Raw genomic sequence first — 12315 nt, forward strand, 5'->3', positions numbered from 1 at the left:
CGGGTCCGGCGGCGCACGGTCCCGGCGACCCGTCGCCGAACCGCGCCGCGGCGCACCCGCAGCACCCCCTACCCGCCCGACCGCCCGACGAGGAAGCCCCGATGACCGAGCTCCAGATCCGCCCCGCGTCCGAGTGCCGCTACGACATCGTCTCCCTCGGCGAGGTCATGCTGCGGCTCGACCCCGGCGAGGGCCGCATCCGCACCGCCCGCCAGTTCCGCGCGTGGGAGGGCGGTGGCGAGTACAACGTCGCCCGCGGCCTGCGCCGCGCGTTCGGGCTGCGCGGCGCGATCGTCACCGCGCTCGCCGACAACGAGATCGGCCGGCTCGTCGAGGACCTCGTCCTCACCGGCGGGCTCGACACCGAGCACATCCGCTGGGTGCCGTACGACGGCATCGGGCGCAGCGTGCGCAACGGCCTCAACTTCACCGAGCGCGGGTTCGGCGTGCGCGGCGCGGTCGGCGTGAGCGACCGCGGGCACACCGCCGCGAGCCAGCTCAAGCCCGGCGACGTCGACTGGGACCACCTGTTCGGCACGCTCGGCGCGCGGTGGCTGCACACCGGCGGCATCTTCGCGGCCCTCAGCGAGTCGGCGGCCGAGACCGTGATCGAGGCGGTCACCGCGGCCAAGCGCCACGGCACCGTCGTCTCCTACGACCTCAACTACCGCCCGAGCCTGTGGAAGGCGATCGGCGGCCAGGCCAAGGCCCAGGAGGTCAACCGGGCCATCGCGCCGTCCATCGACGTGATGATCGGCAACGAGGAGGACTTCACCGCGAGCCTCGGCTTCGAGGTCGAGGGCGTCGACGAGAACCTCTCCGAGCTCGAGCTCGACTCGTTCACGGCGATGATCGAGAAGGCCGCGGCGACCTACCCGAACTTCTCGGTGATCGGCACGACGCTGCGCACCGTGCGGTCCGCGACGGTCAACGACTGGGGCGCGATCGCCTGGTCCAAGGCCACCGGCGTCGTGCAGGCCACGCACCGCGAGCGCCTCGAGATCCTCGACCGCGTCGGCGGCGGCGACTCGTTCGCGTCGGGCCTCATCTACGGCCTGCTCGACGGGCAGCCGCTGCAGACCGCCGTCGAGTACGGCGCGGCGCACGGGGCCCTCGCGATGACCACGCCGGGTGACACCACGATGGTCACCAAGACGGAGGTGCTCAAGCTCGCCGGCGGCGGCAGCGCACGCGTCGACCGCTGACCGGCCGCGGGACCGGTGCCGATACCGGTCCCGCGCAGCACGACGGCCCCCGGGTGTGCGGTGCACCCGGGGGCCGTCGTGCGTCCGTCGCGTCCGTCGCGTGCGTCGGTACCGTCCGCGGCGACGGCCGGCTCAGCGCGTGCCGGCGCCCGCGACCTCGTGCCGATGCCCCTGCGCGGCCCCGGGTGCGTCGGCGCCGGACGAGCGCGGCGTGCCGAGCCGCCGTCCGCCGTCCGCCCGGTCCCCCCGGTCCGCGCCGGCCGGACCGGGGGGCGTCGGCGGCGTGCGCGGCGTGTAGTCCTGCACGAAGAACCCGCGCCAGCGCCCGCCGCACGAGGACGTCCAGCCGACCTCGTCGCGCTCGGACGTGAGGCGCACCTCGACGCCCGGCGCTGCGCTGTCGTGGACCAGCACCGTCGTCCGCCCGGTCGCCCGGTCGTGCTCGAACCCGTATGCCACGACCTGGTGGTTCTCGCCGGCCCCCGCGAGCGAGCGGGCCCGCACGAGGCCGAGCGGCACCGGGCGCCCCGCCCGCAGCTCCTCGACGAGGCGCGGCAGCTCGTCCTCGGTGCACCAGCGCTCGACCCCCGCGTAGAGCCACGTCGCGTGGTCCGGGTGGGCCGACCACTCGGCGAACCGCGCGGCCGACGGCACCCCGAACGAGTCGTCGGTGCGCGCGCGCAGGTACTCGGTGAGCGGGTGGCCGTCGGGCGGCACGTCGTCGGGCACGGGCGCCGACGGCTCCGCGGCCGGCACGGGCACGCCCGCGTACCAGTGGTCGAGCGCCGCGAACGCCATGCCGCCGCACAGCCCGCACACCGCGACGTCCCCGACGCCGGGCAGGGTCGCGACCACGCCCGCGAACGCGTCCGGGAACGCGAAGCCGTCGCGCTCGGGCCGGAAGCCGACGCACGCGTACCCGAGCCGGGTCCCCGACGCCCAGACGCGGCGCCCGTCGGGCCGCTCGAGCACCAGGTCGCCGTCGTCGAGCACGACGAGCTCCGTGCCCCCCGTGCCCCCCGTGCCCCCCGTGCCCGCCGTCCCCGAGTCCCACAGCACGTAGCCGTCGGGGCGGCGCACCACGAGGTCGCCGTCCTCCTGCAGCTGCGCGACGGCACCCGGGCTGCCCGCGGTCGCGCTGTCCCACAGGTGCGCGCGCCGGCCGCTCGCGAAGTACTCGTACAGCACCAGGTTCCCGTCGGCCTGCATCGTCAGGAGCGCGCGCCCGTTCGCCGAGGCGAGCGCCTGCCCGCTCCGCAGCGACGCGCCCGGACGCAGTCGTCGCTCCACGTGGACCCCCTCGGGTGGACGTCGCCGGGCCGTGCGGTGACGGCCCGGGCGGACCGTGCGGTGACGGTCCTGTGGGGGAGGACGCGCGCGCCGCGGTGCTGATACGCGGGTCGGTCCGGGGTGCGCGGGACGGCGCCCGCCCGTTCCGTCCCGCCGCCGCGTGCGCCACCATGTCGGGATGCGTCGACGCGGCACGTCCGGGCTCCGTGGCAGGTGCGTGCGCGCGCTGCTCGCCGGCCTGGCCCTGGCCGCGACGACCACGTGCGCGGTGCCCGACGACGCGTCGCCCGCACGCCCGACCGCGGCGTCCCCGTCGTCGACGGCCGCCTCCGCGCCGCTCCCGCCCGACGTCCTGGGCGCGCTGCGCCTCGAGGTGCGCCAGAGCCGCACGGACCGGGCAGCACGCGTCGTGCAGGTCGCGGTGCACAACGACGGGACGACCGACCTCGAGGTCGTCGAGGCCCGGCTCACGAGCCCGACGGTCGAGGGGGTCGCGGTGAGCGAGGACGGGCGGCGCGCTCCCGCGGGGACGCGGCGGGACGTGTCGGTCGCGCTCGGCGCCCCGGTGTGCGACGCGGGTCCGGCCGACGGGGCGGGAGCCGCCGGGGCGACGGTCCGGCTCGAGGTCGCCGACGGGGCCGGCCGGCGCGGGACGCTGGAGGCGACCCCCGAGGACCCCAACGGGCACCTGGCGCGCATCCACGGCGAGGACTGCGCCGCGGTCGCGGTCGCGGAGGGAGCGACGCTCGCGCTGGGTCCGCGGCTCGTGACGCGCCAGGAGCCCGACGGGCGGTGGGTCGGGACGGTCGAGCTCACGCTCGAGCCGCGCGCCGGCGGCCCCGAGGTCGTGGTCGACGCCGTCGACCGGACGGTCCTGCTCGACCCGGCGGCGGGCGGGCCGCAGTGGCCCGCGGCCCTGTCGACCGCCCCCGACGGCGCCCGCACCGTCGGCCTCGAGATCGTGCCCGCGCGGTGCGACCCGCACGCCGTCGCGGAGGACAAGCGCGGCACGGCGTTCGGCGTGCACGCGCGCGTCGACGGTGTCGCGCAGCCGGTCTTCCACGTCACGGCGGACAGCGCGCTGCGCGGGCTCGTGCACGAGTTCGTCGGGCTCGCGTGCGGGTGGCCCGCGTCCTGACCCGCGCCGCTCGCCGTTGCCCCGCCCCGCGTGCGGCGGCCACGGTGCCGCCGGTCGTCCGCCGGCGACCCGCCGCCGTGTCGCTGATCGCCTCCGACCCGCCGCCGCGCCGCTCGCGTCGCCCTCGGAGAGCGTTCTCTGCTGCGTGCTAGCGTCCCCGGCATGGCCGACCCCGCCACGTCCGCCGCGCGCCCGACGCTCGAGGACGTCGCCCGTGTCGCCGGCGTCTCCCGGGCCACCGTCTCCCGCGTGGTCAACGGCCGCCAGGACGTCGCCGAGCACCTCCAGGAGCTCGTGCGCGAGGCGATCGCCCGCACCGGCTACGTCCCCAACCGGGCCGCGCGCTCGCTCGTGACCCGGCGCTCCGGGCTCGTCGTCGTCGCGGTCGGGGGCGCCGCCTCGCCCCACGGCCCCCCGGACGAGGTCGACTTCCACGACCCGTTCGTCGGCCGCGCGGTCGGCGGGATCCTGCGCGCGCTGCGGCCCCGCGACGTCGACCCGGTCCTCATGCTCGCCGAGACGGACGCCGACCGGGCGCGGGTGCTCGCGCACCTGCAGCAGGGCCACGCCGACGGGGCGCTGCTCGTCTCGACGCGGCCCGACGACCCGCTCGCGCCGCTGCTGGTCGACGCCGGCGTGCCGTCCGTGATCTTCGCGCACCCCGCCGCGCCGCTCCCCGTCAGCTTCGTCGACGTGGGGAACAGGGAGGGCGGCGCGCTCGCGGCCGAGCACCTCGTCGCCCGGGGGCGGCACCGCCTCGCCGTGATCGAGGGTCCGCCGGACGTCCCGTCGGCGCAGGAGCGCCTCGCCGGCTTCCGCGACGTGGCCGCCCGCCACGGCCTGCCCGTCGTCACGGCCCCCGGCGGCTTCTCGTTCGTGAGCGGCGCGGAGGCGATGCGCTCGCTGCTGGCCCGCGGGCCCGAGCTCGACGGGGTGTTCGCCGCGAACGACCTCATGGCGCTCGGCGCGGTCGACGTGCTCGAGGACGCGGGCCGCCGGGTGCCGCACGACGTGTCGGTCGTGGGGTTCGACGACAGCGCGCTCGCCCCCGTCGCCCGACCGGCGCTCACGAGCGTGCGCCAGCCCATCGAGGAGATGACCGCGGAGATGGTCGCGATCCTGCTCGCGCAGATCGACGCGCCCGAGCGCCGCGTGACCGGGTCGATCTTCGAGGCGACGCTGCAGGTCCGCGCCTCGTCCTGAGCCGGGGTCGAGCGCGGCGCGGTCGCCGGCGTGCGGGGCGCGGGCGCACCGCGTGCGCGGGGCCGGACGGGGCGCGTCAGCGGCGGGCCATCAGCGCCCGTGCGGCGCTCGGGACGTCCACGCCGGCCCGCTCCGCCGCGTCCGTGAGCCGGCGCCGCGCCTCGTCCGCCCCGATGCGCTGCTCCGCCATGACGAAGCCGACGGCCTGCTCCACGACGTCGAGCTCGTCGAGGGTGCGGGTCGCGGCCCGCGCGACGTCCCGGGTCCGGAACGGTAGGTCCGCGTTGGACACGCCCAGGTCCCGGCCCCCGCCGACGACCTGCCGCAGCTCGGCCTCCATGCCGACGAACGCCCGGGGGTCGGCCGCGTACAGGTTGACGGCGCCGGCGATCTCCCCGCGCGTGACGAGCGGCAGCGACAGCGTGCTGCGGACGCCCTGCGCGGCGGCGGCCCGTGCGAAGTGCTGCCAGCGCCGCTCGTCGAGCACGTCGTCGAGCTGGATCTCGTCCCTGCTCGCGGCGCTCTCCACGCAGGGGCCGGTCGCGACGTACTGGACCGCGTCGAGCGCCGCGACCACCTCGGAGGTCGCCACGAGCGTGAACGTCAGCCCGCTGTCGACGAGGCTGATGCTCAGGCCCACGCAGCTGGGCACGATGGCGACGACGCGGTCCGCGAGGATGTCGATCATCGACGCGAGGTCGCGCTCGCTGGTCTCGTTGAGGGACCGGAGGGCCTGCGCGGTCTCGGGTACGGGTTCCACGGCTCTCCCGGCGTGCACGGAGGGGCGCCCGTCGTTCCGGGGGCACGCCTCCCAGGATGCCTGACGACCTCGGTGACGCGCATGCGCTCCGGTGACGGTCCACCCGCGCCCGGGGCGCACGAAGCCCGCGCTCCCGGCCTGCTCGGGCGCCGGCGCTCGTCCCGGGCTGCTCGCTCCGCGACGCCGTTGGTAGGGTCGCGGCAGCCCGCCGGGGCCCGTCGGTGCACGACGGCCGCGGCGGTCGCCGAGCAGCGACGACGCGCAGGAGGACCCCATGGCGGCAACGGGCGCAGGTACGAGCGACGGGCGGGCCGAGGACCGCCGCGAGGCGCTGACCAGGCACGTCGTGCCGAAGTCCGGGACGGTCGTGACGGGCCTGGGCCTCGGGACCGCGCAGCTCGGCAACCTCGGGCGCGTCACGACCGACGAGGAGGCGCACGGCGCCGTCGCGCGCGCCTGGGAGCGGGGCATCCGCTACCTCGACACCGCCCCGTCGTACGGCCTCGGGCTGTCCGAGCGGCGCCTCGGTGCGCTGCTCGCGGCGTACCCGCGCGAGGAGTGCACGGTCTCCACCAAGGTCGGGCGCCGGCTCGTGCCGAGCCCCGAGCGCGCGCACCTGCGCGACCACGAGGGCTTCGACGTCCCGGCGGACACCCGCCGCGAGTGGGACCTCACGCGCGACGGCATCCGGCGCTCGATCGAGGAGAGCCTCGAGCGCACCGGCCTCGACCGGATCGACATCGCCTACCTGCACGACCCGGACGACTTCGGCGACGAGGCCGTCGCGACCGCGCTGCCCGCGCTCGTCGAGCTGCGCGACGAGGGCGTGCTCGGGGCGGTCGGCGCGGGGATGAACCAGTCGGCGATGCTCGCGCGGTTCGTCCGCGAGACCGACGTCGACGTCGTCATGCTCGCGGGCCGCTACACGCTGCTCGAGCAGGGCGCCCTGGCCGACCTGCTGCCGCTCGCGGTCGAGCGCAGCGTCGCGGTCGTGGCCGCCGCGCCGTACAACTCCGGCATCCTCGCCCGACCCCGCCCCGCACCGGGGGCCCACCACAACTACGCGCCCGCGGACGCCGTGCTGATCGAGCGTGCCCACGCGATCGCCGACGTGTGCGAGCGGCACGGCGTGACGCTGCCCGACGCGGCGCTCGCGTTCCCGGCCGCGCACCCCGCGGTCGTGTCCGTCGTGGTCGGGGCGCGCACGGCCGCGCAGGTCGACGACGCCGTCGACCGGTTCCGCACGCACGTCCCCGCCGACGTGTGGTCCGAGCTGCGCGAGGCCGGCCTGCTCGACCCGTCCGCCCCGACGCCCGCGTGAGCGTCACGGCCGGCGACCTGACCCTGCACTACGCGGCCCCCGCGGCGGCGTGGACCGACGCGCTGCCGCTCGGCAACGGGCGGATCGGTGCCATGTGCTTCGGCGGACCGCTGCGCGACCGCATCCAGGTCAACGACGACACGTGCTGGTCCGGCTCGCCCGCGACGAACGCCGGGATCCCGCGGATCGCCCGCGGCGAGGGCCCGCAGGTCGTGGCCGAGGCCCGCGAGGCGCTGGCGCGTGGTGACGTGCGCGCCGCCGAGCGCCACGTCCAGCGGCTGCAGCACGGCCACTCGCAGGCGTACCAGCCGCTCGTCGACCTGTGGGTCGAGCAGCTCCCCGGGACGGACGGGCGCGCGGAGGCGGACGGGCGGGCCGGGGTGCACGAGCGGGCCGGGGTGGACGGGGGAGGCGCCGCCGTCGGCTCCGGCACGTCGTACGCGCGCTGGCTCGACCTGCGCGACGCCGTCGCCGGTCACGCCTGGACGTCCGGCGGCGTCCCGTCGGCGCAGGAGGTCTTCGTCAGCGCACCCGCGGGCGTGCTCGTGCTGCGTCGCGTCGTCGAGGGCCCGCGCGTGGACCTCGTGCTGAGCGTCACCTCGGCCCACCCGCTCGACGGCGTGCGCACCTCGACCGTGGAGCCGGACGGCGACGGGGTGCGTGGCGCCGGCTGGGCCGCGGCCGCGCGGATGCCGTCGCACGTGTGGCCGCCGCACGAGGACGTCCCGGAGCCGGTCGAGCGGAGCGCCGCCCCGGGGAGCGCCGTGACCGCGGTCGTGGGTCTGCGCGTCCTGAGCGACGGCGACGTGGTGGCCGGCGACGAGCAGCTCGCGGTCCGGGGGGCGCGCGAGCTCGTCGTGCTGCTGGCGACCGAGACGGACTTCGGTGGGCCGGGCGTCGTGCCCCACGGCGACGTGGAGCGGCTCCGGGCGGCGGTCGAGGCGCGGCTCGACGCGGCGGTGGCGGTGGGGCACGAGCGCCTGCGCGCGGAGCACGTCGCCGAGCACCGCGCGCTGCTGGACCGCGTCGTCCTCGAGCTGGGCGGCCCGGCGGACGCCCCTCTGCCGGACCCCTCCCACCGGACCTCGCGGCCGGTCCCCTCGGGCGGCGCCCCGCACGCCGTCGGCGCGGCACCCCGGCCGGCCCCGGTCCTGGTCCCGCCGCTGCGGTCGGAGCCGACGGACGTGCGCCTCGCGCGGCACGCCGCCGGAGCCCCCGACCCCGGCCTCGCGGCGCTCGCGTTCCAGTACGGCCGCTACCTCCTGGCCGCCGGCTCACGGCCCGGCACGCAGCCGATGGGCCTCCAGGGTGTGTGGAACGAGCACGTGCAGCCGCCGTGGTCCGGCAACTACACGCTCAACATCAACACCGAGATGAACTACTGGCCCGCGCTCGGCGCCAACCTCGCCGAGTGCCACGAGCCCCTGCTCACCTGGCTCGGGGCGCTCGCGGCGTCGGGCACGCGCACCGCGCACGAGCTCTACGGGGCGCGCGGGTGGGCGGCGCACCACAACTCCGACGTGTGGGGCTTCTCGCTCCCGGCGGGCGAGGGCGAGGGCGACCCGTGCTGGACGGCGTGGCCCCTCGCCGGTGCCTGGCTCTCGCGCCACCTGTGGGACCACTACGAGTACACGGGCGACGCCGCGTTCCTCGCGCGCGCCTGGCCGGTCCTGCACGGTGCCGCGCTGTTCGTGCTCGACTGGCTCGTCGCGCTGCCCGACGGCACGCTCGGCACCGCGCCGGCCACGAGCCCGGAGAACAAGTACGTCGCGGCCGACGGGCTGCCCGCCGCCGTCTCGACCTCGACGACGTCCGACCTCGCGATGGTCCGGGACCTGCTGGAGCGCACCCTCGACGCGCGCGCGGCCCTGCGTGACGGGCCCAGCGACGGCTTGCCCGGCGGCGACGGGTCCGGCGGCGACGGGTCTGGCGACGACCTCGAGGCCCGCATCGGTGACGTCCTGCGCCGGCTGCCCGCGGAGCGCGTGGGCGCCGACGGCCGGCTGGCCGAGTGGCTGACCGACGTGCCCGACGCCGAGCCGACGCACCGCCACCAGTCCCACCTCTACCGCGTGCACCCGGGCACGTCGATCGACCCCGACCAGGCGCCCGCGCTGGCGGCCGCCGCGGTCGCGAGCCTCGACGCGCGCGGGCCGGAGTCGACGGGCTGGTCGCTCGCGTGGCGGCTCAACCTGCGCGCCCGGCTGCGCGACGTCGCCGGCGTCGAGGCGTCGGTGCGGTCGTTCCTCACCCCGGTCGACCTCGACCTGCTGGGCCGGTCGGGCCCGCGCTCCGGCGCGGGAGGCGGGGTCTACCGGAACCTGTTCTGCGCGCACCCGCCCTTCCAGGTCGACGGGAACCTCGGCTTCACCGCGGGGGTCGTCGAGACGCTCGTGCAGGGGCACCGGGCCGTCGCGGGCGCGGACGGGGCCGTCCGCGAGGTGCACCTGCTGCCTGCGCTGCCGGCCGCGTGGGCCGAGGGCGAGGTGCGCGGGCTTCGGGTGCGCGGCGGCATCACGGTCGGGATCCGCTGGTCGGCCGGCCGGGTCTCCGGGGCGGAGCTCGTCGCGGACCGGGCGACCACGGTCGTCGTGCGCGAGGGTGCAGGGGAGGGGCCGCGCGTCACGCTGCACCTCGCCGCTGGGGTGCCGGCCCGGCTCGGCGCGGGGCTCGCCGCGGTCTGAGAGGTCGACGCTCGTCGTCCCGCGTCCGGGGCCGCCCGGTCCGGCACGGCGCGGCGCGGTTTCCCCGGTCGTCGCACCCGCGGTGTCACAGCCGCCTGTGACGGCCCGTCCAGCGGTCAGACCGCCAGCCCGTAGACCCGGGTCGCCGTCCCGCCCAGCACTTCGGCGCGCTCCGCCTCGTCGAGCCCGCCGAGCGTGTCGCGCGTCGCGGTCCACACCTCGGTGTACGAGCTCGCCGCGAGCAGCGCGAGCGGCCAGTCGCTGCCGATCATGAGCCGGCGCGGTCCGAAGACCTCGAGCGCGTGGTCGACGGCGGGCCGCAGGTCGTCGACCGTCCAGCCCGGCCCGGCCGCGGTGTTCAGCCCCGAGACCTTCGCGACGACGTTCGGCGCCTGCGCGATCTCGGCGATCATGCCCGCCCAGAGGTCCCAGACCGCCCGGTGGCCCGAGCGCAGCGCGGCGATCGGCGGCTTCGCGAGGTGGTCGAGCACGATCGTGAGGTCGGGGTGACGCTCGGCGAGCATCGTGACGTGCGCGAGCAGCGTCGGCGTCTCGGCGCTCACGTCGAACGTCATGCGCCGGTCCGCGAGCAGGCCCAGGCTCTTGCCCACGTCGTCGCGCAGCAGCCAGCTCGGGTCCGTCTCGAGGTGCACCATGTGCCGGACCCCGACCACGGGCTCGCTGCGCCACGCGTCGAGCTGCGCGGCGGTGTCGTCCGGGGAGACGAGCGGGACCCAGGCGACGACGCCCGCGACCTCGGGGTTGCCCAGGGCCTGGTTGAGCATGTTCTCGCTGTCGGCGCGGTTGTCCGCCGCCTGGACCAGCACGACGTGGCCGACGCCCTGCTCGCGCAGCTCCGGCGCCGCGTCACCGACCGTGAAGACCCGGTCGATCGACGTCAGGTCGTGGGTGAGCCAGGGGTAGTGCACGGCCTCGGGATTCCAGACGTGCACATGGGCGTCGACCACGGTGTCGGCAGGGGGCATGACGCGAACGTAGCATTCGGACGCGCTTTCTCCCAGGTTTCCTGGATAACCTCATCGAACCCTCACCAAAGGGTGTAAGGGGTCTGATCAATGCCTGGGTCATGCCCCTGTCACGAAGATTGTGACCTGAGTCAGATACGACTGCCCGTCCCGTGCAGAGCCGTCCACGACTCGGGCGCGAGCGTGACGGTGGTCGAGCCGTCCCCGGTGCCCGCGGGCGGGGCGCCGAGCGTCGACAGGCAGGCGGCCGCGACCTTCGCCGCGTGCTCCGGGCCCTCGACCGCGGGCTCGTGGTCCGCGAGCAGCTGCACGCCGCCGGTCAGCTCGACGCGCACGCCGGGGTGGGTCAACCGGACGTCCACGGGCTCGGCGGACCGGTTGACGAGGAACAGCGCGAGGGCGGCGTCCGTGCCGTCCACGTCGTCCCACGTCGCCGCGGCGGTCACGAGCGGGACCGCCCCGTGCAGCGCGGTCCGGACGGACGGCGCCTGGACGCGCAGGTCGAGCGCGACGCCGCGCGCGAGGCGGGCCGTCTCGGCGAAGGGGTGGAACGTCGGCTGCCGCCACGCGGGGCCGTCCGGCTCGGTCATGATCGGCGCGATCGCGTTGACCATCTGGGCGAGGCACGCGATCGGCACGCGGTCGGCGTGGTGCACGAGCGTCACGAGCAGGTCGCCGACCACGACGCCGTCGAGCGCCGAGTAGACGTCCTCGATGACCCGCGGGGCGTCGCGCTGCAGCGGGAGGTTCTCGCCGCCGGCGAACCGCGACTCGAGGTACCACACGTTCCACTCGTCGAACGAGATGCTGATCTGCTTGTCCGAGCGGCGCTGGGCCCCCACGGCGTCGGCGGTCGAGACGACGCGGCGGATGAAGCGGTCCATCGCGGTGCCGGAGCCGAGGAAGCTCGCCCGGTCGCCGTCGCGGTCCTCGTAGTAGGCGTGCATCGACAGGTGGTCGACGATGTCGTACGTGTACGACAGGACGGTCCGCTCCCACGAGGCGAACGTCGTCATCTGCATCGAGGACGAGCCGCACGCGACGAGCTCGATGCTCGGGTCGACGAGCTTCATCGCCTTGCCGGCCTCGGCCGCGAGCTTCCCGTACTCGTGCGCGTCCTTGTGGCCGATCTGCCAGGGGCCGTCCATCTCGTTGCCCAGGCACCACAGGCGCACGCCGTAGGGCTTCTCGCGACCGTTCGCGATGCGTAGGTCCGCCCACCTCGAGCCGGCCTCGCCGTTGCAGTACTCGACGAGCGCGGCCGCGGCGGCGACCCCGCGCGTGCCGAGGTTGACGGCCATCATCGGCTCGATGCCCTCGCGCTCGGCCCACTGCAGGAACTCGTCCGTGCCGATCTCGTTGGGCTCGATCGTGCGCCACGCGAGGTCGATGAACGGCTCACGCTCCTCGCGCGGGCCGACGCCGTCCTCCCAGACGTAGTTCGAGACGAAGTTGCCGCCGGGGTAGCGCACCGTCGTCACCCCGAGCTCGCGCGTGAGGTCCGCGACGTCGCGCCGGAATCCGTGCTCGTCGGCCGTCGCGTGCCCCGGCTCGTAGAGGCCGGTGTAGACCGCGCGGCCGACGTGCTCGACGAACGACCCGAACATGCGGCGGTCGACGGCGCCGACCCGGAAGTCGGGGTGGAGCACGACGTCGACGCTCTGACGCTCCGGCACGGGTGAGCTCCTCGGGGGTGGCCGGCTTCGTCGTCGGGCGCGGGCGCTCCGA

The 12315-nt window shown here is 76.4% G+C and carries 9 protein-coding genes; 5 read left to right on the top strand and 4 right to left on the bottom strand.

Annotation, left to right across the window (positions count from 1 at the left end):
• Window positions 1-101: 101 nt before the first annotated feature.
• Window positions 102-1205, top strand: a complete 1104-nt coding sequence (locus NXY84_RS04215; RefSeq protein ID WP_258725914.1) for a sugar kinase — start codon at window positions 102-104, stop codon at window positions 1203-1205.
• A gap of 132 nt (window positions 1206-1337) precedes the next feature.
• Here the strand turns inward: NXY84_RS04215 and NXY84_RS04220 are convergent, their stop codons facing one another.
• Window positions 1338-2495 (bottom strand): hypothetical protein, encoded by a 1158-nt coding sequence (locus NXY84_RS04220; RefSeq protein ID WP_258725915.1) that lies wholly within the window; start codon window positions 2493-2495, stop codon window positions 1338-1340.
• Between the two features lie 178 nt (window positions 2496-2673).
• On the opposite strand from NXY84_RS04220, the gene NXY84_RS04225 reads away from it, so the two are divergent.
• Both NXY84_RS04225 and NXY84_RS04230 read left to right on the top strand, forming a co-directional pair.
• On the top strand, window positions 2674-3633 hold the full coding sequence (locus tag NXY84_RS04225) for a hypothetical protein (RefSeq protein WP_258725916.1): 960 nt from the start codon (window positions 2674-2676) through the stop codon (window positions 3631-3633).
• 162 nt (window positions 3634-3795) lie between these two features.
• The gene (locus NXY84_RS04230) at window positions 3796-4836 is read left to right on the top strand and encodes a LacI family DNA-binding transcriptional regulator (RefSeq protein WP_258725917.1); all 1041 of its coding nucleotides are present in this window, start codon (window positions 3796-3798) and stop codon (window positions 4834-4836) included.
• Window positions 4837-4912: 76 nt separating this feature from the next.
• On the opposite strand, the gene NXY84_RS04235 is transcribed toward NXY84_RS04230, so the two are convergent.
• Window positions 4913-5596, bottom strand: a complete 684-nt coding sequence (locus NXY84_RS04235; protein ID WP_258725918.1) for a GAF and ANTAR domain-containing protein — start codon at window positions 5594-5596, stop codon at window positions 4913-4915.
• A 274-nt stretch (window positions 5597-5870) separates the two neighbouring features.
• Between NXY84_RS04235 and NXY84_RS04240 the strand changes: the two genes are divergently transcribed.
• Window positions 5871-6917, top strand: a complete 1047-nt coding sequence (locus NXY84_RS04240; protein ID WP_258725919.1) for an aldo/keto reductase — start codon at window positions 5871-5873, stop codon at window positions 6915-6917.
• Entirely contained in the window at window positions 6914-9601 is a 2688-nt protein-coding gene (locus tag NXY84_RS04245) for a glycoside hydrolase family 95 protein (protein WP_258725920.1), read from the top strand. The genes NXY84_RS04240 and NXY84_RS04245 overlap by 4 nt, the downstream gene beginning before the upstream one ends.
• 116 nt (window positions 9602-9717) lie before the next feature.
• On the opposite strand, the gene NXY84_RS04250 is transcribed toward NXY84_RS04245, so the two are convergent.
• Both NXY84_RS04250 and NXY84_RS04255 read right to left on the bottom strand, forming a co-directional pair.
• Window positions 9718-10587 carry an amidohydrolase family protein gene (locus NXY84_RS04250; protein WP_258725921.1) on the bottom strand — a complete coding sequence of 290 codons (870 nt, stop codon included), beginning with the start codon at window positions 10585-10587 and terminating at the stop codon, window positions 9718-9720.
• Between the two features lie 131 nt (window positions 10588-10718).
• The gene (locus tag NXY84_RS04255) at window positions 10719-12194 is read right to left on the bottom strand and encodes an alpha-N-arabinofuranosidase (protein WP_258727110.1); all 1476 of its coding nucleotides are present in this window, start codon (window positions 12192-12194) and stop codon (window positions 10719-10721) included.
• Window positions 12195-12315 lie beyond the last annotated feature (121 nt).

Origin of the sequence: Cellulomonas sp. NS3 (assembly GCF_024757985.1) — a bacterium.
Classification (GTDB): Bacteria; Actinomycetota; Actinomycetes; order Actinomycetales; family Cellulomonadaceae; genus Cellulomonas_A.

Bases quoted from the DNA above. Each gene is read 5' to 3' on its own strand.
- NXY84_RS04215 (WP_258725914.1), top strand. From the start codon at position 102: ATGACCGAGCTCCAGATCCGCCCCGCGTCCGAGTGCCGCTACGACATC.
- NXY84_RS04225 (WP_258725916.1), top strand. From the start codon at position 2,674: ATGCGTCGACGCGGCACGTCCGGGCTCCGTGGCAGGTGCGTGCGCGCG.
- NXY84_RS04230 (WP_258725917.1), top strand. From the start codon at position 3,796: ATGGCCGACCCCGCCACGTCCGCCGCGCGCCCGACGCTCGAGGACGTC.
- NXY84_RS04240 (WP_258725919.1), top strand. From the start codon at position 5,871: ATGGCGGCAACGGGCGCAGGTACGAGCGACGGGCGGGCCGAGGACCGC.
- NXY84_RS04250 (WP_258725921.1), bottom strand. From the start codon at position 10,587: ATGCCCCCTGCCGACACCGTGGTCGACGCCCATGTGCACGTCTGGAAT.
- NXY84_RS04255 (WP_258727110.1), bottom strand. From the start codon at position 12,194: ATGTTCGGGTCGTTCGTCGAGCACGTCGGCCGCGCGGTCTACACCGGC.